20 protein-coding genes are annotated in these 22,516 nt (G+C 68.7%); 7 read left to right on the forward strand and 13 right to left on the reverse strand.

Annotated elements, in window-relative coordinates; genetic code table 11:
- Window positions 1-134: 134 nt before the first annotated feature.
- A complete protein-coding gene (locus tag OG474_RS12270; RefSeq protein WP_405062379.1) occupies window positions 135-3,254 on the forward strand; it encodes a glycoside hydrolase family 3 N-terminal domain-containing protein in 3,120 nt (1,039 codons plus the stop codon).
- A 50-nt stretch (window positions 3,255-3,304) separates the two neighbouring features.
- Here the strand turns inward: OG474_RS12270 and OG474_RS12275 are convergent, their stop codons facing one another.
- Window positions 3,305-4,222, reverse strand: coding sequence for a GlxA family transcriptional regulator (locus tag OG474_RS12275; RefSeq protein WP_405062380.1), 918 nt, complete (start codon window positions 4,220-4,222; stop codon window positions 3,305-3,307).
- 4 nt (window positions 4,223-4,226) lie between these two features.
- Window positions 4,227-4,826: a cysteine hydrolase family protein gene (locus OG474_RS12280; RefSeq protein WP_405062381.1), complete on the reverse strand. Its 600-nt coding sequence runs from the start codon at window positions 4,824-4,826 to the stop codon at window positions 4,227-4,229.
- 348 nt (window positions 4,827-5,174) lie between these two features.
- Between OG474_RS12280 and OG474_RS12285 the strand changes: the two genes are divergently transcribed.
- Window positions 5,175-6,260 (forward strand): aldose epimerase family protein, encoded by a 1,086-nt coding sequence (locus OG474_RS12285; protein WP_405062382.1) that lies wholly within the window; start codon window positions 5,175-5,177, stop codon window positions 6,258-6,260.
- A gap of 646 nt (window positions 6,261-6,906) precedes the next feature.
- Here the strand turns inward: OG474_RS12285 and OG474_RS12290 are convergent.
- Window positions 6,907-7,689, reverse strand: coding sequence for an SDR family NAD(P)-dependent oxidoreductase (locus OG474_RS12290; RefSeq protein WP_405062383.1), 783 nt, complete (start codon window positions 7,687-7,689; stop codon window positions 6,907-6,909).
- A 105-nt stretch (window positions 7,690-7,794) separates the two neighbouring features.
- On the opposite strand from OG474_RS12290, the gene OG474_RS12295 reads away from it, so the two are divergent.
- Complete coding sequence (locus OG474_RS12295) at window positions 7,795-8,382, forward strand: TetR/AcrR family transcriptional regulator (protein ID WP_405062384.1); 588 nt, start codon at window positions 7,795-7,797, stop codon at window positions 8,380-8,382.
- On the opposite strand, the gene OG474_RS12300 is transcribed toward OG474_RS12295, so the two are convergent.
- A complete protein-coding gene (locus OG474_RS12300; RefSeq protein WP_405062385.1) occupies window positions 8,379-8,966 on the reverse strand; it encodes a DJ-1/PfpI family protein in 588 nt (195 codons plus the stop codon). The two genes, OG474_RS12295 and OG474_RS12300, sit on opposite strands and share 4 nt — an antisense overlap.
- Window positions 8,967-9,036: 70 nt before the next feature.
- On the opposite strand from OG474_RS12300, the gene OG474_RS12305 reads away from it, so the two are divergent.
- Both OG474_RS12305 and OG474_RS12310 read left to right on the forward strand, forming a co-directional pair.
- The gene (locus tag OG474_RS12305; protein WP_405062386.1) at window positions 9,037-9,990 is read left to right on the forward strand and encodes a GlxA family transcriptional regulator; all 954 of its coding nucleotides are present in this window, start codon (window positions 9,037-9,039) and stop codon (window positions 9,988-9,990) included.
- Window positions 9,987-10,514 carry a GrpB family protein gene (locus OG474_RS12310; RefSeq protein ID WP_405062387.1) on the forward strand — a complete coding sequence of 176 codons (528 nt, stop codon included), beginning with the start codon at window positions 9,987-9,989 and terminating at the stop codon, window positions 10,512-10,514. Before OG474_RS12305 ends, OG474_RS12310 begins: the two co-directional genes overlap by 4 nt.
- A gap of 37 nt (window positions 10,515-10,551) precedes the next feature.
- Here the strand turns inward: OG474_RS12310 and OG474_RS12315 are convergent, their stop codons facing one another.
- The gene (locus OG474_RS12315) at window positions 10,552-11,955 is read right to left on the reverse strand and encodes a hypothetical protein (protein ID WP_405062388.1); all 1,404 of its coding nucleotides are present in this window, start codon (window positions 11,953-11,955) and stop codon (window positions 10,552-10,554) included.
- 251 nt (window positions 11,956-12,206) lie between these two features.
- Window positions 12,207-13,301 (reverse strand): Gfo/Idh/MocA family protein, encoded by a 1,095-nt coding sequence (locus tag OG474_RS12320; RefSeq protein ID WP_405062389.1) that lies wholly within the window; start codon window positions 13,299-13,301, stop codon window positions 12,207-12,209.
- 22 nt (window positions 13,302-13,323) lie between these two features.
- On the opposite strand from OG474_RS12320, the gene OG474_RS12325 reads away from it, so the two are divergent.
- A complete protein-coding gene (locus tag OG474_RS12325; protein ID WP_405062390.1) occupies window positions 13,324-13,848 on the forward strand; it encodes a dihydrofolate reductase family protein in 525 nt (174 codons plus the stop codon).
- A gap of 7 nt (window positions 13,849-13,855) precedes the next feature.
- Here OG474_RS12325 and hemB read toward each other — a convergent pair whose 3' ends face one another.
- The 7 genes from hemB to OG474_RS12360 all read right to left on the reverse strand — a co-directional run bounded on the left by hemB (window position 13,856) and on the right by OG474_RS12360 (window position 21,323).
- On the reverse strand, window positions 13,856-14,839 hold the full coding sequence (gene hemB, locus OG474_RS12330) for a porphobilinogen synthase (protein WP_405062391.1): 984 nt from the start codon (window positions 14,837-14,839) through the stop codon (window positions 13,856-13,858).
- 4 nt (window positions 14,840-14,843) lie between these two features.
- The gene (locus OG474_RS12335) at window positions 14,844-16,598 is read right to left on the reverse strand and encodes a uroporphyrinogen-III synthase (RefSeq protein WP_405062392.1); all 1,755 of its coding nucleotides are present in this window, start codon (window positions 16,596-16,598) and stop codon (window positions 14,844-14,846) included.
- Window positions 16,595-17,476, reverse strand: a complete 882-nt coding sequence (gene hemC / locus OG474_RS12340; RefSeq protein WP_405062393.1) for a hydroxymethylbilane synthase — start codon at window positions 17,474-17,476, stop codon at window positions 16,595-16,597. The genes OG474_RS12335 and hemC overlap by 4 nt, the downstream gene beginning before the upstream one ends.
- On the reverse strand, window positions 17,473-18,756 hold the full coding sequence (locus OG474_RS12345) for a glutamyl-tRNA reductase (protein WP_405062394.1): 1,284 nt from the start codon (window positions 18,754-18,756) through the stop codon (window positions 17,473-17,475). Before OG474_RS12345 ends, hemC begins: the two co-directional genes overlap by 4 nt.
- Window positions 18,753-19,526 carry a redox-sensing transcriptional repressor Rex gene (locus OG474_RS12350; RefSeq protein WP_405062395.1) on the reverse strand — a complete coding sequence of 258 codons (774 nt, stop codon included), beginning with the start codon at window positions 19,524-19,526 and terminating at the stop codon, window positions 18,753-18,755. Before OG474_RS12350 ends, OG474_RS12345 begins: the two co-directional genes overlap by 4 nt.
- Before the next feature lie 115 nt (window positions 19,527-19,641).
- Window positions 19,642-19,881, reverse strand: a complete 240-nt coding sequence (locus tag OG474_RS12355) for a glutaredoxin family protein (RefSeq protein WP_405062396.1) — start codon at window positions 19,879-19,881, stop codon at window positions 19,642-19,644.
- A complete protein-coding gene (locus tag OG474_RS12360; protein WP_405062397.1) occupies window positions 19,878-21,323 on the reverse strand; it encodes a class I adenylate-forming enzyme family protein in 1,446 nt (481 codons plus the stop codon). Before OG474_RS12360 ends, OG474_RS12355 begins: the two co-directional genes overlap by 4 nt.
- A gap of 402 nt (window positions 21,324-21,725) precedes the next feature.
- On the opposite strand from OG474_RS12360, the gene OG474_RS12365 reads away from it, so the two are divergent.
- Window positions 21,726-22,268 carry a sigma-70 family RNA polymerase sigma factor gene (locus tag OG474_RS12365; RefSeq protein WP_132164702.1) on the forward strand — a complete coding sequence of 181 codons (543 nt, stop codon included), beginning with the start codon at window positions 21,726-21,728 and terminating at the stop codon, window positions 22,266-22,268.
- Window positions 22,269-22,516 lie beyond the last annotated feature (248 nt).

The following is a 22,516-nucleotide window of genomic DNA, read 5'->3' on the forward strand; positions in this document are numbered from 1 at the left end:
ATTAGCGCGGCCGGAGCGCCCAGAGTCGGGCGCGACGCGGGCGCGCGCCCGCGCTGAGCTCAGGAGAGTCGCCCATGCCCAGGTGGCCAATCACTCGCCCACCCAGTAGACGCACAGGCAGACGCCGAACGGCGGTGGTCGCAGCCGTCGCGCTGCTGGCCGGCACGCTTGTCGCCGGTCCGGCCGTCGCCGTCGACCCGTCACCCCTCACGCTGGCCGCTTTCGAGGGGGCCGAGCCGTTCGCCTCACCACCGAACCCCGGCATCTTCGGGTGGGGCAGTGACGCCGACGACCCGCCCACGATGGAACTGCAGGCCCGCGCCGACGCTCCGGCAGGTGGCTCAGTCCTGCACGGCACGTACGACATCAGCGGCTGGGGCGGTTTCACCCACGACATCACCTTCGACCAGAGCCCTGGTAACTGGTCGGCGTACAAAGGCATCCGGTTCTGGTGGTACGGCCAGAACACGGTGCAGACCGAGCCCGGGACCGGGAAGCGGATCTTCTTCGAGATCAAGGACGGCGGCGCGAACGCCGAGGCGTCGGAGCTGTGGAACACCAGCTTCACCGACGACTGGCAGGGCTGGCAGCAGGTCGAGATCCCGTTCAGCGACTTCGTGTACCGCGGCGACTACCAACCGGTCGGTGGTATCGACCACATCCTGAACCTGACCAACATGTGGGGTTACGCGTTCACGATGCCGGCGGGTTCGCCGGGCAAGTTCGAGATCGACCAGGTCGAGACCTACGGCAAGGCCGATCCGGCCCTCAAGGCGAGCATCAGCACGAACGCCGAGGTCTATCCGGTCAAGGAGGGCGGCAGCGCCCAGGTGAGGGTCGCCGTCACCACCACCGGCGGCGAGCCGCTGGAGGAGCCGGTCACCGTCGCCTACACCGCCGGTAACGGGACGGCTGGTGCCGACGACTTCGTCCCGGCCGCCGGCACGCTCACGTTCCCAGTCGGTACGGCGTCGGGTGCGACCCAGAACGTCACGGTTGCGACGAAGAAGGACAAGACGGCGGAGGTCGCCGAGACCATTCCACTGGAGCTCACGGTCACCGGCGCGAAGCCGCCGCAGACCAAGCCGGTGGTCGTGATCGACGCACACGACCTGCCGTACCTGAACCCGAAGCTCCCGGTGAAGAAGCGGGTCGACGACTTGCTGGCTCGGATGACGCTGGCCGAGAAGGTCGGCCAGATGACCCAGGCCGAGCGGAACGCGCTCAAGTCCCGCAGCGACATCGCGACGTACGCGCTCGGTTCGTTGCTGTCCGGTGGCGGCTCGGTGCCGACGCCGAACACCCCGGCGTCCTGGGCCTCGATGATCGACAACTTCCAGTTGAGCGCGCAGGCGACCCGGCTGCAGATCCCGCTGATCTACGGTGTCGACGCCGTGCACGGTCACAACAACGTGGTCGGCGCGACGATCCTGCCGCACAACATCGGGCTGGGCTCGACCCGTGACCCGGACCTCGCTCGCCGTACCGGTGAGGTGACGGCGACCGAGGTTCGCGCGACCGGCGTCCCGTGGGACTTCGCGCCGTGCGTGTGCGTTGTCCGCGACGACCGTTGGGGCCGTGCCTACGAGGGCTACGGCGAGGACCCGGCATTGGTGGACACGATGTCGACCGTCATCACCGGCATGCAGGGCAAGGCTGACGGCAGCCAACTGAAGAACAAGGACCGCGTGCTGGCGTCGGCGAAGCACTACGCCGGCGACGGTGGGACGGTGTACGGCACGTCGACGAGCGGCAACTACAAGCTCGACCAGGGCATCACGCAGGTCACTCGCGAAGAGATGGAGCGGCTCCACCTGGCACCGTTCCAGACTGCGGTCGACCTCGGTGTCGGCACGGTGATGCCGTCGTTCTCGAGCGTCTCGATCGACGGTGCGCCGCCGGTGAAGATGCACGGCAACGACGAGCTGATCAACGGCGTGCTGAAGAAGCGGATGGGCTTCGACGGCTTCGTGATCAGCGACTGGGCAGCGATCGACCAGCTGCCGGGCGACTACGTGAGCGACATCCGGACCTCGATCAACGCCGGTCTGGACATGATCATGGTGCCGTCGCGGTACGTCGAGTTCACCCAGGGACTGACCGCCGAGATCGGCGCCGGCCGGGTGACGGTGGCCCGGGTCGACGACGCGGTACGCCGGATCCTCGGCGAGAAGTTCAAGCTCGGACTCTTCGAGAACCCGTACTCCGATCCTTCGCAGCTCAGCACGGTCGGCTCGGCCGCGCACCGGGCGGTCGGTCGCGAGGCGGCGGCGAAGTCCCAGGTACTGCTGAAGAACGAGGGCAACTTGTTGCCACTGGCATCGACCTCGAAGGTCTACGTCGCCGGTAGCAACGCGAACGACCTCGGCAACCAGCTCGGTGGCTGGAGCATCACCTGGCAGGGCAAGTCCGGCCCCACCACCACCGGTACGACGATTCTGGACGGCATCAAGCAGGTCGTTCCGACGGCCGACTTCTCCGCCGATGCCTCGGCCCCGCTCGAGGGTCACGATGTCGGTGTCGTCGTGGTCGGCGAACGCCCGTACGCCGAGGGAGTCGGTGACGTGGGCAACGGCCACGACCAGGTGTTGTCGCCGGCCGACAAGGCCGCGGTGGACAAGGTCTGCGGTGCGATGAAGTGCGTCGTACTGACTGTGTCCGGGCGTCCGCAGGTGGTCGCCGACCAGCTCGGCAAGATCAACGCGCTGGTCGCGTCGTGGCTGCCGGGAACCGAGGGTGCCGGTGTGGCCGACGTACTGTTCGGCAAGAAGCCGTTCAGTGGCCGGCTGCCGGTGAGCTGGCCGAAGAGCGAGACCCAGGAGCCGATCAACGTCGGCGATGCGTCGTACGACCCGCAGTACCCGTACGGGTGGGGTCTGACCACGCAGGCGGCGGCTCGGCAGAAGCTGACCGACGCCCGGAACGCCTTGCTGCGCAAGCATGATGCGTACGCACTCGCTGCCGCAGTCACGGCGGAGATCGCTCTCCAGACCAAGGACTGGTCGGGGCCGAAGGCAATCATTGCCCTGGCCGCGCTGGAACAGTCCGCGAAGTACCTGGAGCGCACGAAGGTGGACGGCTTCGCCGAGGGTGACGCCGTGGTCGGCGCGGCCCGGTGGATCGCCCAGAACAAGATCGGTCAGAACCTGACCGAGCCCGTCTCGAAGCTGACCGCGGACTCCGAGCACTCGGCCCTCTCCGGCCAGCTCCACACCGCAGTCACCAAGCTGACGGCGGCGTACAAGACGAAGTAGTTCACAACGTCCGAAGGACCGGAGAGCAGTGTCTCCGGTTCCTTCGGACGTTACGGGCCAGATCGAGAGCGGAGGCGGCGGAGCATGCGGGCGTCTTCGAAGCCGACTGCTCGGGCGGCGGCCTCGATCGTGCTGCCGTGGCCGATCAGGTGCTCGGCTCGCTCCAGCCTGAGCAGTTGCTGGTAGCGCAGTGGGGTGAGCCCGGTCGCGGTGGTGAACATCCGGGTCAGGGTGCGTTCGCTGACACTGACCTGGTCGGCGAGATCGGCGAGCAGCAGGCGGTCGGCGTACCGGGCGTCGATCACGTCCTGGACGCGGTGCGCGAGATCGCTCAGATGACCGCGGTGCCGGAGCATCGCGCTCTCCTGCAGTTCGTCGCCGTTGCGGCGGGCGTAGACGACCATCTCGCGCGCGATCCGGGCGGCCGCTTCGGCACCGCGTGCGCCGGCGACCAGATGCAGGGCGAGGTCGATCCCGCTCGCGATCCCGGCGGACGTGATGACGCGGTCGTCGACGACGTACAGGACATCCCGGACGATGGTCGCCCGCGGATACCGGTCGGCCATCATCTCGGTCAGGTCGTGATGGGTCGTGTAGCGGCGGCCGTCCAGCAGCCCGGCCGCGCCGAGTGCGTCGGCTCCGGAGCAGACGCTCGCGACCGATCCGCCGGCCGCATGATGATCCCGCAACCGCTGCTGGATCGACGGGCCGATCGGCGGCACCGGGAGCAGCCGCGGCGATCGCCAGCCCGGTACGACGACGAGGTCGTCCGGACCGAGCTCCGGCCACTCCCGCTGGGTCTTCAGCGGCACGCCCTGCGCAGTCATGACCTCCTCGGCCTCGGCCACATAGGTCAGCTCGTAGCCGTAGCCGAGGTTGTCAGCGGTCGAGAAGACCTGCGCCGGCCCGGCCAGGTCCAGCAGGTGCAGCTTCGGCACCAGGACGAAGACGACCCGGACACTCCCCATTCGGTCAGGATGACACGGGTACGGCGGCCAACTCGTCAATCGTCCGAATGGTGGCGAACCGTCCCGCCAGCGCGTATTCGGTACGTTCGGTGACTGCCTCGGCCGAGAGGGTTCGCGGGTCGGCGAGGATCTGCTCGTTGGTCGCGTCGGCAGGCAGCGTCCAGTGCGGGAGCGGCATGGTCGCGGTGGCCTCGGTGACGAACGTGACGTCGTACCCGAGGTCGGAGGCGACGCGGGTGGTGGTCTCGCAGCACTGCTCGGTGCGGATGCCGGAGACGATCACGTCGGTGACGCCGTGCTGGGTGAGCAGCTGCTGCAGATTGGTGGTGGTGAAGGCGTTGTGCGCGGTCTTGCTGATCACCGGCTCACCCTCGGCCGGTTCCAGCCCCTCGATCAGGCGGACGTGACCGCTGGCCGGATCGAACGTCGTACCGGTGCCTGGCTCGGTGTGCAGGACCCAGACGACCAGGTCGCCGGCAGCCCGGGAAGCGGTCACCAGCCGGTTGACGCGGTCGGCGATGTCGGGGTGGTTCACGATCTGCCAGCTCGGGCGGACCCGGAAGGATTCCTGGACGTCGACGACGAGAAGTGCGGTTCGGCTCATGGGTCCATCGTCACCGACCGTCGCGGGTCTTGAGGAGGCCCGATCGCGGCGCGCAGCGGACCGATCCGGTCAGCGCGGGCCGGGGAGTTTCACAACGTTGGAGAGGTCGGACGAATTCACACCGTTCCGAACTATTCCAAACACTGGACCGGAATGCTTACAGTGCGCGGGGCGGCGTGGAAACGCTCCCGCCGCCGTTGTCGACTCAGTGAGGGGAATGCGATGCCCGATCACCTGCCTCGCCGCCAGGTACTCCGGACGGCTGGAGCCCTGGGCCTGGGCGCTGCCGCCGCGGGAGCCTTGAGCACCACCGCGGAGGCCGCCGGCACGCCAGATAGGTTGGCTTCCATGGGCGCACATCACGGCAAGCTGGAGATCCGCAAGGACCCGTTCGGGACCACGCCGGACGGCAAGAAGGTGGACGTCTACACGTTCTCCAACGGCCGGGTGACGATCTCGATGCTGACCTGGGGCGCCACCCTGCAGCGGATCGAGACGCCGGACCGGCGCGGCCGGGTGAAGAACATCAGCCTGGGCTTCGACAACCTGCCCGACTACGCCGCGCTCAGCCCGTACTTCGGCGCCACCATCGGCCGCTACGGCAACCGGATCGCGAAGGGCAAGTTCTCGATCGACGGGACGTCGTACCAGATCCCGATCAACAACGGCGAGAACGCACTGCACGGCGGTACGACGGGCTTCGACAAGCGGGTCTGGTCGGCCAAGACCGTGCAGTCGTCGAAGGCGGTCGGCGTGGCCTTCAGCTACGTCAGCCCGGACGGCGAGATGGGCTTCCCTGGTGAGCTGACCACGACCGTCACCTACACGCTCGACAAGTCGGACAACCTGCGGATCGACTACCACGCGACGGTCAAGGGCAAGCCGACCATCGTGAACCTGACCAACCACGTGTACTTCAACCTGGCCGGCGAGGGCAGTGGCTCGATCGACGGCCACATCCTGGAGCTGAACGCGCCGAAGTACACGCCGGTCGACGCCGGCCTGATCCCGACCGGCGAGCTCGCTCCGGTCGCGGGGACGCCGTTCGACTTCAACAAGCCGACCGCGATCGGCGCCCGGCTGCGCGGCGACCACCCGCAGCTCGTCGTCGGCCGTGGGTACGACCACAACTTCGTCCTCGGCGGCAAGGCGGGCGCGGACGGACAGCGGTTCGCGGCGCGCTTCTGGGAGCCCGAGAGCGGCCGCACGGTGACCGTGCACACCGACCAGCCGGGGGCGCAGTTCTACAGCGGCAACTTCCTCGACGGCACCTTCCGCGGCATCGGCGACAAGGCCTACCGCCAGGGCGACGCCTTCGCCTTCGAGACCCAGCACTTCCCCGACTCCCCCAACCAGCCCAACTTCCCCTCCACGGTCCTGCGCCCCGGCCAGACCTACCAGTCCACCACCGTCTACACCTTCGGCACGAAGTAACCGTCGGGTGGTGGGCCGCCGGGCCCGGCTAGCCAGAAGGCTGGTACGGCGCCAACAGCCGGCCGCCGCACACTAACGTCCGAACGAACGGAAGGCCCCGTCTCCGATCCTTCGGACGTTAGCCACGCGCACCGGTTAACGTCCGAACGAACGGAGAGCCCCGTCTCCGATCCTTCGGACGTTAGCTCCGCTGGCTGGGGGTTTGCTCGGTTTGCGGGGATCTGCTGCCGCTCCGTGGCAGTACTGCCCCGCAAAGGGGTCCAACGGCGAGCGACTCGGGCACCGAGGCGTCCGGTGGAGTGCCGTCAGCGGACCGAATCTGGTGGTTCTCGCGCCACCAGTGGTGGCTGGAGACATCTTGTGGTGGCGGGAGACATCTTGTGGTGGCGGGAGACATCTTGTGGTGGCGGGAGACCTGTTGCCCGGGGTCGCCGGCCACGGTTTGTGTCTCCGGCCGCTGGTGGTGGCATGAGAGAGCAGGTAGTGGGGAGTTCTGGCTGTCGAATCCGGCCTGTTGGTTTCCCCAGTACCGTCGGCCCGCCGGCCAGCTAGCCGGCCTTTGGGGGGAACGCCATCAGGTGGGAGATTCCCGCACGGAAATTCGGTACGGGAACCCCCCATCTGAGGCGTCCACCCACCAAATGGGTCACGCGGTCTTGGTGCCGCCGGCGTCGATGAGGATGTCGGCGCCGATGATGCTGGCGGACAGCGGCGAGCAGAGCTGGGTGACCAGGGCGGCGACCTCGGCGGGCTCGACCAGGCGGCCGGTGAGCATCCCGGTCTGCTCCGGCAGCGCCGCGAGCAGGTGCTCCTGCGGGATACCGAGCTGACGCGCGAGCTTGCCGCCGTACCCGTCGGGGGAGGTCCAGAGCGCCGTCCGCACGGCACCGGGTGACACCGTGTTCACGCGCACGCCCTGCGGGCCGAACTCCTCGGCCAGTGCCTTGCTCAGAGCCGTCACCGCCGCCTTCGCGGTCGAGTACGGCGTCGGGCCGGCCGACGGCATCCGCGCCGAGTTCGACGAGACGTTGACGATCGCACCCTGCTGCCGGATCAGGCTCGGCAGAGCCGCCCGCGTCGCACGAACCATCGCGAAGAGGTTCAGCTCGTACATCGTCTGCCAGGTGGCGTCGTCGATGTCCAGGAACCCGGCACCGAGCTCGCCGTCACCGCCGCCGACGTTGTTCACCAGCACATCCAGCTCACCCAGCTCGGCGAGCGCCGCGGCAACCGCCTGCTCAGGCCCACCGGCAATGCCGAGATCAGCCTGTACGACGAACGCGCCGGTCGACCGCAGCTCCGGCGTACTGGTCCGGGCGACCGCGGCCACGCGGACCCCTTCGGCGATGAGCTGCTCGACCACGGCCAGGCCGATCCCCCGGCTGGCACCGGTGACGAGCGCTGTCTTGTCCTTCAGCTGCAGGTCCATCAGATTCTCCCTAGATGCATCGTCGTTGACCTCTTCAAGGTACAACTTGCATCACTGTTGACGCAAGTAGTGACCGAGACGCATCCAGCAGGTAGTCTTGCCCGCATGACCGAGACCAGGCTGCGCGCGGACAGTGCCCGTACCGTGCTGACGATCCTGGAAGCGGCCGAGCGCACCCTGAACCGCAAGCCGAACGCCACCATGGAGGAGATCGCCGCCGCGGCCGGCGTCGCCCGCACCACCGTGCACCGCCGGTTCGCCACCCGCGAGGCGCTGATCGCCGCCCTCGCCACCTGGGCCGCTCAGCAACTGGCCGACGCCGTCGAAGCGGCCCGCCCGGATTCGACACCCCCGCTGATCGCCCTCTACCAGGCGACCACCAACGTGCTGGCGGTCAAGCTCTCCTGGGGTTTCGCGATGAACGCATCGCTTGCCCCAGGCAACGAAGCCGACCGGATCCAGGCCGGCGTCGTCGAACGCTGCGACGCGCTCTTCGCCCGCCTCGCCGAAGCCGGCATCCTCCGTCCCGACGTCACGCCCCTCTGGGCCCGCCGCGTCTACTACGCCCTCCTCCACGAGGTCTGCCAGGACGCCGCATCCCACCCCGACGAAGAGATCGACACCGACGCGGTCGCCACCCAGGTGATAGAAACCCTCCTCCACGGCATCGGCGCCCCCGGCACGAGCCTCTAGCGCCGCCAGACCGTTCCCTGGCGGTCCCGGCCGATCCACTGCTCGAGGGCGACGACCTCGGCCGCGGCACCCAGCTCACGCTCGAGCAGCCAGCAGGCGAGGTCCACACCGGCGAACCAGCCGCTGCCACAGGTGACCAGGTCACCGTCATCGACGATCCGGGCGTCGATCACCTCGGCGTACGGCTTCAGAAGGTCGTAGCCGGGACGGTGCGTCGTGGCTGGGCGACCCTCGATCAGACCGGCCGCACCGAGCAGGATCGCGCCGGAATCGATCCCCGCCAGGATCAGCCCGGGACCACCGACCTGCTTGGCCGCGGCGAGCTGCGCCGGGATGACGCCGCGCGCGATCTCCTCCTCGATCCAGCAGCCCGACACCGCGAGGACACGAGCCGTCTCGGGCGACCACGGCTCCAGGTCACTGATCGTCGTTCCGTAACAGCCCTTCACAGTGGTCGCGCCATCCGCGGTCACGAGCCGCGGATCCACGTCCACCCCGCGGCCCTTCGCGTTGGCAAAGACCGCGTACGTCGCGAGTACGTCCACCTCGGCGACTCCGTCGAACATCAGTAGATCGATTCGCATCTCCCTACTCTGGTCCGGGCAGCTCTCCTTGGAGAGTGGCTGGAAAGACATGATCAAGTAGATTCACGCCATGCTCACCGTGGCCGCTCTCGTCCTCGACGGCAGCGTCGGCATCGAGCTGGCCGGCGCCTGCCAGGTGTTCGCGACCGCGGCCGACCCGCTCACCGGCGCGGACCTGTACGACGTCCGCGTGTGCGGATCCCGCCGTACGACGGTGGTCGCGCATCGACGGCCGATCTTCCAGGCGGACCCGCCGTACCCACTGTCCGCGGCACTGGAGGCGCACACCTTGATCGTCCCGGCCGCCTTCGAGGCCGCACCCGAGGCGGTCGAGATCGTCCGCGAGGCACATCGGCGCGGCATCCGGGTGGCGTCGATCTGCACCGGCGCCTTCGTGCTCGCGGAGGCCGGGCTGCTCGACGGACGTCGGGCGACCACCCACTGGGCCCATGCGGCAGATCTGGCCCGCCGGTACCCAGCGGTCGACGTGGTCGCCGACGCGCTCTACCTCGATGACGGTGACGTCCTGACCTCGGCCGGTGTGACCGCCGGGCTGGATCTCTGTCTGCATCTGGTCCGCCGCGACCACGGTTCGGCGGTCGCGGCGACGGTCGCCCGGCGGCTGGTGATGGCGCCGCACCGAGCCGGCGGACAGGCCCAGTTCGTCACCGCACCTGTTGCTGCAGGCAACGATTCGCTGGAACCCGTGCAGCGCTGGATGCGCGACCACCTCGCCGAGCCGCTCACCCTGGACGCGATCGCGGTCCGCGCTTCGATGAGCACCCGGACGCTGAGCCGGCAGTTCCGCGCCCAGACCGGCACGACCCCACTGCAGTGGCTCATCCGTCAGCGGCTGACGCTGGCGCAGGAGCTCCTCGAGACCACGAAGCTCACCGTCGACCAGATCGCCACCGCCGCCGGCTTCGGCACCGCCGTCCTGCTGCGGCAGCATTTCACCAAGGCCTTCGCCACCACTCCGACCGGCTACCGTCGCACCTTCGGCGGGTTAGCCTCCGGGGCATGACGGTGTTGGCGGAGTACGACGAGGCGTGGGCGGAGCAGTTCGCCGCGATGGCCGGTCAGCTGCGGGACGCGCTTGGCCCAGCGGCCCGGGAGATCGAGCACATCGGGAGCACCGCCGTACCGGGGTTGGTGGCGAAGCCGGTGATCGACATCGGGGCCTGTGCCGATGACCTGGAGGCGGTTGCCGGACGGGATGCGGAACTGCATGCGCTTGGGTTCACACATGAGCCGGCGGGACCGCCCGGGCGGCGTACGTACACGCGGGTCGTGGATGGGGTGCTGACACACAACCTGCATGTGTTCCCGGCTGAGGCGTGGGCCGGCCTGAACCAGCGGATTCTGCGCGACTACCTGCGGGAGACGCCGGCCGCCGTACAGGAGTACGGCGACCTGAAGCGCCGGCTGGCTGCTGAGGGCCTGAGCGGCTTCGACTACACCATCGCGAAGACAGAGGTCGTGCAGCGCCTCACAGACGCAGCCCGCGCCAGCCTCGGGCTGCCGTCAGTCCCGGTCTGGGAAAGCTAGAGCCCGCGCCGAAGATCGGCGCGGGCTCTGGAGACGATCAGTTCTGCGAGGTCGTGGCGAGACCGTGCTCGACGTCGTACTGCTGGATGAAGCGGGCTGCCATCGGCTCGCTGGAGGCGATCGCGGCGGCCAGGGACTGGGCGGTGCGCTCGCGGCCCTCGGGCCAGTCGGCGAGCAGGGCCCAGGCGCGGGCGCGCTTCTTCTCGAGGGCGGTGGGCTCCGGCTCGTCGTCGCCCTTGGGGGGCTCGGCGGCCGTGCTCTTGGCCTTCGCTTCCGGGGTGGTGATCAGGGCCGGCGGCTCGGTGTCGGTGGGCCCGGCGAAGGGGGACGGCGCGGCCGGCTTCTGCACGACCGGCTCGACCTTCTCCTTCGGCGCGGTCGGCTTCAGCTTGCCGTTGGCCTTGCCGTTCCGCACGACGTGCTCGCTCTGGTCCTCGACCACGACCGCCTCGGCGACCGACTCGTCGGTGCTGCGGTCGTACGGCAGGTAGTCCACCGCCATCAGCTCACCGGTCATCGCGTCGCCCCAGGCGCCTTCGTCGCGCAGCGAGACGCCGGTGTCCGACGCGCGGATCTGCCGTGCTCGCGGCGCCTCACCCTCGACCACCCAGACGGCCGCGCGCAGCTCCGGGTCCGGGGTCTCCTCCGGCTCCGGCGGCGGCGAGATCGCCTTGGTCAGCTTGTTGGTGATGACCTCGTAGTTGATCCGGTCCTCGAGCATGCCGGCCAGCCGGTCCGGGTCGTAGGTCGTCTCGGCGATCTTCGCCAGCCGCTCGTCCTGGTGCTCGGAGCGGATGTACTCCGCGACCGTGCTCGCGATCGCGTCACGGCGGGTCTTGTTCCGGATCTGGTGCCGGGCCGCGTGCAGGCTCTCGTAGAGGCTGTAGCCGTGCTCGATCGCCAGCGACCGCGCCTGCCAGGTGACCTTCGGCTCCCGCGCCCACTGGACCACGCCGTACACCGGTGAGGTCGTCATCATCTGCCCGGCGCGACGCAGCGCGTCGCGACGGCGGGCCGAGCTGTGGATCAGCCACAGCACATAGGCGAACGCCGACAGACCGCCGAAGCCGAAGGCCAGGAAGCGCTCCTCCGGCCGCCAGTGCCCGACCACGTTGAAGACGACCGCGATCACGGCCGCGAACAACGACATCGCCCGGTAGGCGTAGGCCGTCTCACCCTTGCGGCGGCGCAGGTCGGCCAGCGCGGCCGTGGCGACGCCACCGAGCTCGAGGACCGCCACCGCCGGCGTGACGAGGACGATCTTGAGGAACGTCGAGAAGCCGGCGTCGGGCCACGGGATGTGGGTCACACCGGCCCACACCTGACCGACGAGGGCGGCCGCGGCCGCCGTGGCGTAGAAAGCGTAGGCGACCTTGTCCGCTCCGGTGAGGGGTACGTTCGCCAGTTCGCCAGTACTGGGATTGCTGGTGTTCTCCTGCAAGACGTGGTCTCCTGACCGGTTTGGGCACTCCGGCAGTTCCGTCGCGGACGGCGGGGCTGACTGGTACGGCGGCACGAGGCTACCGGTTCCCGGCCCCGAAAGGGGAGGCGAATCCGGAAACGTCTCGAACCTGCCCACCCACCCTGACCTTTACACGTTCGAAAGGCAAACTCGACAAATTCACGGAACCGCGCGGAGGAAAACCTGCTCGGTCGTGATCGGCCGGTGTACGGACAAACGGTGCGCAGTACTCATATCCAGGGTGCGCGGAGTTCGCTGAACAATGCCAATTCGTCGGAGGCCCGGTCGATCCAGTGCTCGACGTTCTCGACGATCGGGTGCCGGTCGGGGCCCTCGCCTTCCCAACGCAGGAAGGAATCCGGGATCACCGCGGGCTCGGGAGCCAGCCGGATCGCCTCGACGACGCGGGTGAATCCGCCGGTCGCCGCGAAGGGACAGTAGAGAGGTACGGCGGGGTCCGCACGATGGTCGAGGAGATTCGTCAGCAGGTCGGCCCGCTCGAAGGTGTGGACGCCGTCCGGCAGCACGAGAGTGTCGGTCGAGTAGTGCAGAACGGCACGACCTTGAGAGCCGTGGACTATCACGGTCGGGTCCAAGTGCTCGATCGCACACAACGTGACCGCGACGACGATCGGCGTACCGCGGGTGGTCGTGATGCGAACCGTCGAGGTGTCGTCGGATTCGATGCCGTTGGCCCGGAACAGGTCGGTTTCGACGGAGCGGATGTCGTGCACGCCGGTCGAACCGTCGAGCAACAGCGCGGCCGCGGTCGAATGGGCCAAGGGATTCGTCACGGCACCGTCGACCACCGGGACGCCGTTCAGGGTCCGGCGACCGGCCCAGGGCGCACGATCGAAGTACCGGGCCGTGCGAACCCATTTGCCGATGGCACTGATTCCTCGGATCTCTCCGAGCTGCCCCTCGGCCATGATCTTCGCGAGGTGCAACGTGGCCTGCGCGGCCTGCGCCTGGAACCCGACCTGGCACACCCGGCCGGTCTCCGCGAGCACCGCCGACAGCTGCTCGAACTCGGCCAGCGACGCGGTCGGCGGCTTCTCCAGCAGTACGTCGGCGCCCGATCGCAGTGCCAGCTCGGCCAGCGGCACATGCGTCTGGATCGGCGTACTGATGATCACCACGTCGACATCAGTTGCCTCTAGCAACTGATCGAGGGTGCCGAAAACCTCAACCCCCGTTGGAAGATCGGTCGGTGGACGCGGATCCGCGATCGCCACCAGCCGCGCACGGTCGGCCAGCCTCAGGACATTCCGGACATGGGTAGCGCCGTGACCGTGCACACCAGCCACAGCGACGCGGGTCAGCACGTCATCAGCCTACACTTGGGCGGTGACCTTTCATGCGGCGGTTTTCATCGCGACCAGCCTGGACGGCTACATCGCGCGGCCCGACGGCTCGATCGACTGGCTGACCGAGCGTGGCGAGCAGGCCGGCGACACCGGGTACGACGAGTTCATGGCGTCGATCGACACTGTCGTGATGGGCCGCAACACCTTCGAGAAGGTGCTCACCTTCGACTTCTGGCCCTACGAAGGCAAACACGTCGAGGTCCTCAGCAGCACCCTGGGCGCGGATGCCGACGAACGCGTCATCGTCCACCGCACCCTCGACGCCCTGGTCGAGACCCTCGCCGACCGCAACGCCCGACGCATCTACGCCGACGGCGGCCGAGTCATCCAGACCTTCCTCCGGGCCGGCCTCCTCAGCGAGCTCACCATCACCACAGCCCCCGTCCTGATCGGCACCGGCATCCCCCTCTTCGGCCCCCTCGACCAAGACATCACCCTGGTCCACAACGCCACCCGCACCCTAAAAGCCGGCTTCGTCCAATCCGACTACACCGTCCTCCGCTAGCGAAAGGTCAGCGGCGGTCGAGGAGGGCTACGGCTTCGGCGGCCCAGTAGGTGAGGATCTGGTCGGCGCCCGCGCGGCGGATCGAGGTCAGGGTCTCGAGGATGGCGTTCTCGCGGTGGATCCAGCCGTTCGCCGCGGCGGCCTCGACCATGGCGTACTCGCCGGAGATGTTGTACGCCGCGACTGGCACGTTCACGTGGTCGCGGACCTGGCGGATGATGTCCAGATACGGGAGCGCGGGCTTCACCATCACGATGTCGGCGCCCTCGGCAATGTCGAGGTCGACCTCGCGGATCGCGTCGCGGGCGTTCGCGCCGTCCTGCTGGTAGGTCTTGCGGTCGCCCTGGAGCGACGAGTTCACGGCCTCGCGGAACGGGCCGAAGAAGCTTGACGCGTACTTCACGGCGTACGCCAGGATCACCGTGTCCTGGAAGTTGGCGGCATCCAGCGCGCGCCGTACGACGCCGACCTGGCCGTCCATCATCCCGGACGGACCGACGATGTGCGCGCCGGCCGAGGCCTGCGCGACGCCCATCTCGGCATAGATCTTCAGCGTCGCGTCGTTGTCCACGCGACCTTCGGAGTCCAGTACGCCGCAGTGCCCGTGCGAGGTGAATTCGTCCAGGCACAGGTCCGACATCACCAGCAACGAGTCGCCGGCCTCGCTGACCGCGTCCCGGATCGCGACGTTCAGGATGCCGTCGGGGTCGAGCGCGCCCGATCCGACCTCGTCCTTCTCCTCCGGAACCCCGAACAGCATCACGCCGCCGAGCCCCAGCTGCGCCGCCTCCGCGACCGCCTTCCGCGCGGTGTCGCGGGTGTGCTGGTAGACACCCGGCATCGACGAGATCGGCAGCGGCTCCCGCGCGCCTTCCCGGACGAACATCGGCAGGATCAGCTGCCGCGGCTCGAGCGTGGTCTCCGCGACCAGCCTGCGCATCGCCGCCGACTGTCGCAGCCGACGGGGCCTCACATCCGGGAAACCAGTCACAGTCTCAGCTCTTCCGACGAGATCCTGCACGACGTTCCGAGGGGCGGGTCACGGGCTCGCCCGCTTCCACCATGGTGTCACGCCGGTCCGCACCGAACCGGGCGAGTGCGTCGGCCAGCTCCTCGGCGGACGGCGCATCGGCCATCGCGTCGACGCGCAGTCCGTGCTCCTCGGCCGTCTTCAGCGTGGCCGGGCCGATCACGGCGATCACGGTCGAGGCGTGCGGCTTGCCGGCGATACCGACCAGGTTCCGCACCGTGGACGACGAGGTGAAGACCACCGCGTCGAACTTGCCCGACTTGATCGCCTCGCGGGTCGGCGCCGGCGGCGGCGCGGCCCGGACGGTCCGGTACGCCGTGACGTCGTCGACCTCCCAGCCGAGATCGGTCAGACCAGCGACCAGCGTCTCGGTCGCGATGTCGGCCCGCGGCAGGAAGACCCGGTTGATCGGGTCCAGCACCTCGTCGAACGGCGGCCAGTCCTCGACCAGACCGGCGGCGGACTGCTCACCGGTCGGGGTCAGGTCCGGACGGATGCCCCAGGCGCCGATCGCCTCGGCGGTCTTGTCGCCGACCGCCGCGATCTTCAGCCCGGAGAACGCCCGCGCGTCCAGCCCGTACTCGTCGAACTTCTCCCGGACCGCCTTGACCGCGTTGACCGAGGTGAACGCGACCCACTCGTAGCGGCCCTCGACGAGCCCGCGGATCGCCTTGTCCATCTGCTGCGGGTTGCGCGGCGGCTCCACGGAGATCGTGGGGACCTCTTCGGGCATCGCGCCGTACCGGCGGAGGCGGTCCATCAGCGGACCGGCCTGGTCCTTGGTGCGCGGCACCAGGATCCGCCAGCCGAACAGCGGCTTGGTCTCGAACCAGGACAGCGCCTCGCGCTGCTCGACCACGGCGCCGATCACGATCACGGCCTCGCCGACCACCTTGGCGGCCCGCAGGTCCGCGACGATCGTCTCGAGGGTGCCGACCACGCTGGTCTGCGCCGTCGTCGTGCCGCCGACCGTTGCCGCGACCGGGGTCGAAGAGTCGAAGCCTGCCTCGAGGAGCCCGGCCACGGTGTCCTTGAGGACATCGGTCGCGTTCAGCAGCACCAGCGTCTGCTTGGCGTGCAGGCGGCTCAGGTCCAGCTTGGTCTCGGCCAGGTCGAGAACCGTGACCTCGCGGTCGTTCTTCATGGTCAGCGGGATTCCCGCGTACGTCGGGACCGCGCTCACCTCGCTGACACCGGGGATCACGTTGAAGCCGATGCCGGCCTTGCGGCACGCGGCCGCCTCCTCCGCACCGCTGGAGAAGGTGAACGGGTCACCGGTCAGCAGGCGGACGACGTTCGCGGCGGACTTGGCGGTCTTCACCACCAGGCGGCCACGGGCGGCGACGCGCAGTGCGCGGCTGCCCTCGGCGCCGGAGCCGTCGATCACCTCGACGCCCGGCCGGCAGTACGCCAGGAAGGCGTTGTGCTCCGGTCCCTCGACGACGACCGCGTCCGCGCCGGCCAGGACGTCGCGTCCGGCCAGGGTCAGCAGCGAGGGGTCACCCGGGCCGACGCCGACGAACGTGACGTGACCGAGTGGTCTCGGCTGCTTGGCCGCACTGCTCGCGGCAGCCTTCGCCGGCACTGTCTGAGGTGTCGCGGATACCGCGGTGGAGGCTGCTGTCTGTGCGCTGCTCACGTCTGCCTTCGCCCTCGTCCTCGTGGTGCTTGTCTTCTTGGCTGTCGTCGTGCCGTGTGCCGGCGGTGGTGGCGGTGTCATAAGCGCTCCAGCAACTCGTTCGCCAGCGCTATGCCGAGGGACACGGGATCGTCCACCGGCCCGTTCGCGGAGAGCCGCCGTACGCCGTCGTCCTGGCCGAGCGCGCCCCGCAGCCACAGCTCGGGACCGTCCTCACCCTCGACCACCTCGGCGAGCGCTCCGACCGGAGCCGAGCACCCTGCCTCGAGTGTGGCCATCATCTGCCGTTCCGCCGTCACCGCCGCACGGGTGGCCGGATCCTCCAGCGGAGCCAGGGCGGCCAGTACCTCGGTGTCGTCCGCGCGGCACTCGATGCCCAGGGCACCTTGTCCCGGCGCGGGCAGAACCTGGATCGGATCCAGGGTCTCGGTCACCTCGGCGAGCCGTCCCAACCGGGACAACCCTGCCCTCGCAAGGACCACCGCGTCCAATTTACCGTCTGTGACGAGCTTGATCCGGGTGTCCACGTTGCCGCGGATCCCGGTCAGCTCCAGCCCCAGACCGAGCCCTTCGATCATCGCGACCCGGCGGGCCGAGCCCGTCCCGACCAGCGCGCCCTGCTGCAGTTCACCGAGCGTGAGCCCGTCGCGGGCGACCAGTACGTCGCGTGGATCCTCGCGGAGCGGGATCGCGCCGACCGTCAGGCCCTCGACCGGGATGGTCGGCAGATCCTTGAGCGAGTGCACCGCGATGTCGATCTCGCGTGCCATCAGCGCGTCCCGCAGGGCGCTGACGAAGACGCCGGTGCCACCGATCTGCTGCATCGGCGCCAGGTTGACGTCGCCGGTGGTGACGATCGGAACCAACTCGACCTCGTGCCCGAGTGCGCGCAACTGGTCGGCCACCAGGTTGGCCTGGGCGGTTGCCAGTGCGGACCGCCGGGTCCCCAGTCTGATCATGCGTGCTCACCTCCGCGCGCCTTGGGCGTCGTCACCGCGTCGACCGTCGCCTGGTCGAGGGCGAACAGTTCGCGCAGCGCGTTCGCGTACGTCGGTCCGCCGGGATCGGCGGCAAGTTCCTTCACCCGAACGGTCGGGTTGTGCAGCACCTTGTCGACGACCCGGCGGATCGTCCGGGCCACCTCGTGCCGCTGGTTGTCGTCCAGGCCGGGCAGCCGGCGCTCCAGCCGGGCCAGCTCGGAATCGACCAGCTCACTGGCCATCGCCCGCAGCGCGACGACGGTCGGGGCTACCGAGGCGGCCCGCCGAGTTGCCTCGAACGCACCCGTCTCGGCGGCGACAATTCGCCGTACATCCTCGATGTCGTCTTCGCTGCCACCGGCAGTGCCGGCCAGGTCGGCAAGTGTGACCAGTGTGACGCCGGGAATCCGGGCGGCTTCGGGAGCGACATCGCGCGGCAGCGCAACGTCCAGCACCCCGAAAGCCCTTCCGTCACTGGCGTTCCGGATCATCTCCGCGGTCAACACGACTCCGCGGGCACCGGTGCAGGACACCACCAGGTCGGCCTCGGCCAGTGCGTCCGGAACGTTTGCCAGCTGGATCGCCGTACCGCCGATGCGATCGGTCAACGCGACCGCGCGCTCATAGTTGCGGTTGGCAATGACCACGCTCGCGGCGCCGCCGTTGATCAACGTCTGTGCGGCCAGCGAGGCCATCGATCCGGCGCCGACGATCAGGGCGCGGCGGCCTTCGAACCCGCCGACGGCCTCGAGCCCGGCGGACACGACCGAGCGGCCGGCGGAGTCGATCCCGGTCTCGGCGCGAGCCCGCTTGCCGACCCGCAACGCGTGCTGGATCAGGGCGTTCAGGTCGGTGCCGATCGTCTCCAGGTCCTGGCCGACGCGCAGCGATTCCTTCACCTGGCCGAGGATCTGGCTCTCGCCGACGATCATCGAGTCGAGCCCGACCGCGACCTGGAAGAGATGCGCGACCGCGCCTTCCTCGAAGTGCACGTACAGGTGCTCGGCCAGATCGATCAGCGGTACGCCGGTGACGTCGGACAGGATCGCGGTGACCTCGTCCATGCCCGCGTGGAAGCGGTCGACGGTCGCGTAGACCTCGGTGCGGTTACAGGTCGCCAGCACGGCGGACTCGGTCACGGCCGGGGTGTTCTGCACGGCCAGCGCGAGCTTGGTCGCCGCGTCCGGATCCAGCGCGACCCGCTCCAGCACGTTGATGTCCGCCGACCGGTGACTGATCCCGACAACCAGGTAACTCACGCGCTGACACCCCCGCCCACGGCGGGCAGGTCGCCTGCGGTCAGATCGGAGGCAAGACCGTTGGTCGCTGGTAGCTCGGGCACCTGGGGGAGCGCCACCTCTCCGGACTTTCGTTGTTCGTGGTACGCCAGGATCTGCAACTCGATCGAGAGGTCCACCTTGCGGATGTCGACGCCGTCGGGCACGGACAGCACCACCGGCGCGAAGTTCAGGATGCTGGTCACCCCGGCCGCGACCAGCCGGTCGCAGACCTCCTGGGCCGGACCGGCGGGCGTGGTGATGACGCCGATCGAGACCCGGTCGGTCTCCACGATGTGCTCGAGCTCGGCGAAGTCGCGGACCTCCATGTCACCGATCCGCTCGCCGACCAGCTTCGGGTCGGCGTCGAGCAGGGCAACGATGCGGAACCCGCGGGTCCCGAAGCCGGAGTAGTTCGCGAGCGCGTGGCCGAGGTTTCCGATCCCGACGATGACGACGGCCCAGTCCTGGGTGACGCCGATCTCCCGGGCGATCTGGTAGCGGAGGTACTCCACGTCGTACCCGACGCCGCGGGTGCCGTAGGAGCCCAGGTAGGACAGATCCTTGCGCAGCTTCGCGGAGTTGACGCCGGCCGCGGTGGCCAGGTCCTCACTCGACGCGGTCGCGATACCACTGTCCGACAGCGCGGTCAGCGCCCGCAGATAGACCGGCAAGCGCGCGACAGTCGCCTCGGGGATGCCGCGTTCGGTTCTCGTCGGCGGGCCGGGACGACGGCTGTTGGCACGCGTCACAATTCTCCTGGGGGGTGGTTCTCAGCAGCCGCGTTCAGTACCCTGCGGCTCCTCTTACTCTAGGAGCTTGTGAACGTGAGAACAAAATCGGCGAACCCCAGGGTGACCGACAGCACTAAGAGGTGAGGGCCTTCCGGAGTCTGGCTGGGTCCACCCGCCAGAAATCGTGCTGCTTGCCGTCCACCAGGGTGACCGGGATCTGCTCGCCGTACTGGACGAACAGCGCGTCGTCCTGGGTGATGTCGACCTCGGTCCACTCCACCCCGACCTCCGCGCAGACCGCCTCGACGATCGCGCGGGCGTCGTCACACAGGTGACAGCCGGGCTTGCCGTAGAGCGTGACGCGGGCGCTCATCCCTCCGCCCGGAGCCTGCCCTTGGCCACCTTGCCGGTGACGGAATGCGGCAACTGCTCCACGATCTCGAGCTCACTCGGGCATTTGAACCGGGCCAGCCGCGTCCCGGCGTACTGCAGGACTGCCGTCGGCTCAAGCGTCACGCCGGGCTCAGCCACGACGAAGCCCTTGATCGACTCACCGGTCTCCTCGGACGGCACCCCGATCACGGCAGCTTCCAGTACGCCGTCCGCCGCGACCAGCACGTCCTCGACCTCGCTCGGGAACACGTTGAAGCCGGACACGATGATCAGTTCGCGCAACCGGTCGACCAGGAACAGGTCTCCGTCCGCGTCCAGGAAGCCGACATCACCCGTCCGGTACCAGCCCTGGTCGTCCGGACCGTCGACACCGTCGGGCCAGTAGCCGGAGAAGATGTTCGCACCGCGGATCAGGATCTCGCCGGGGTCGTCGCCCTCGACGTCCTCACCCTGCTCGTCGGCGATCCGGAGCTCGACGTTCGGCAGCGGGCGCCCGACTGAGCCGGGCTTCGGCTCTTCCTCGTCCAGCGTCGTGGTGACGCCTGGGGAGGCCTCGGTCAGGCCGTAGCCCTGGTGGACGTACAGACCGGTCACCTGCTCGAAGCGGTCGGCGAGGCTGCGCTCCAACGCGGATGCGCCGGTCAACACCACCTTGACACCGGCGAGCGCCGTACGGAGGTCTGGCTGGGCCAGCAGTGCGTGCAGAGCCGGCGGGGCGAGCGGGAGCCGGGTGACTTCGTGCTGCGCGACCAAGTCGAGGGTGTGCGCGGCGTCGAAGCGCTGGTCGATGACCAGGGCCGCGCCGGTCGCGACGGTCCAGCCGAGGACGGCGTTCAGGCCGAAGGCGTGGAACATCGGCAGGACGCCCAGGACCACGTCTTCGGGGCCCATTCTGTCGGGGCCGAGTGCGGAGAGGTTCCTCACGTTCGCTGTGAGTGCGCGGTGCGTGAGCATCGCCGCTCGCGGATCTCCACTTGTTCCTGAGGTGTAAAGCAGCACCGCGAGCGTCTCGGGGTCGAGAGTCGGCTGTAACACAGCGTCACCCTCGAGATCGCCGGACCGCACCGTCCGGACCCCCTCAACGAGCCCGGCGAGGTCTGCGTCGGTGACCGCGAGGCGGGCCCCGGAGTGCGCCACGACGGTGTCCACCTCGGGCTTGGTCAGCCCGGTGTTCAGCGGCACCGCCACCAGCCCGGAGCGAAGAACGCCCAGGTAGGAGGTGACGAACTCGATGCTGTTGGCAAGCAACAGGATGACTCGGTAGCCCGGCACCAGACCGGCCGCGGCGAACCCCCGGGCGGCGGTTTCGACGGCCTCGTCGAGCTCGGTCCAGGTCAGTCGCCGGTCGCCGTCGACCAGCGCGACCCGATCGCCGTGACGTCGCGCTGTGTCACGAAGAACGTCCGCGAAGTTGAAGTCCACCCGCTGAGTCTGCCATGGCCGATCCACGCTCAGGCAGGGCCCAGGTTGCGCGCAATGGTTGCAGCAGAGCGTGACGGGAGATATACAGGTGAACTCGTGGATGTGCTTCTGCTGAACCTCACACTGCAGAAACCCGTCCACGTCGGGGCGACCATGCGCGATAACCCCAACAGCAGGCTGCTCTGCGTCATCAGGTGGTGACGGAAGCGGTCCGCTGGCGCATTCGTGTGAACGACCGACGGGAAGGCGGCACGCCGCAAGCTGTTGACAGTGAGTGCTCCAGGCGTAACGCTCGGTGCTCGCCCACGTCGTCAGCCGCTGTGGCCATGCGCGGATGTGTCAATCGACGTGTCTTTCGAACGGGGAGAGATCTTGACGACGCCGGAGCCAAGTCCGGACGGGATGAGACGGGCAGAGCTCGTCGATCGCGCTCAGGCAGGTGACGTCGGTGCCTTCGGTGAGCTCTACGACGAGTACTCGCTCACCGTCTATCGCTACATCTACGCCCGGGTGTCCTCATCGGCGCTCGCCGAGGACCTGACCAGCGAGACGTTCGTCCGCGCGCTCCGCGCGCTGGACTCGTTCCGCTGGCAGGGCCGGGATTTCGGCGCCTGGCTGGTGACGATCGCCCGGAACCTGATCACCGACCACTACAAGTCCGGCCGGGTCCGGCTCGAGGTGGTCACGGACGAGATCGAGACGCACGACCGGCAGACCGAGGGGCCGGAGGTCGACGTACTGGCCGCGGCCACCGCCGAGGTGCTGCGGGACGCCGTCGCGGGCTTGCCCGACGAACAACGCGACTGCCTGACGATGCGGTTCTTCGCCGGTTTGTCGATCGCGGAAACGGCCAGGGCGCTGGAGAAGTCCGAAGGCGCCGTCAAGCAACTGCAACTGAGGGCCGTCCGGCACTTGGCGAAGGTTATCCCCAAGGACTTGAGGTGAGACGGATGACAACGACAGTCTTCCGTAACCCGTCAGGGAGTTTCATCGTTCTCCCTCGTGAGGACCTGTCGGTGACCCCGACTGGCCATTGAGGAGAACGAGATCCATGAGTGACCTACACAGGGCTCGAGCGCGCGCGGAGACCTTCGCGCACGCCGTTGATCACGGGCCCCGTCACTCTTCGCGACTGAGCGATGACCCGGAGTTGGAAGAGGCTGTAGAACTCGTCGGACGGCTGAGGACCGCCG

This window comes from Kribbella sp. NBC_01505 (genome assembly GCF_045040285.1).
In the GTDB taxonomy this organism is placed as follows: domain Bacteria; phylum Actinomycetota; class Actinomycetes; order Propionibacteriales; family Kribbellaceae; genus Kribbella.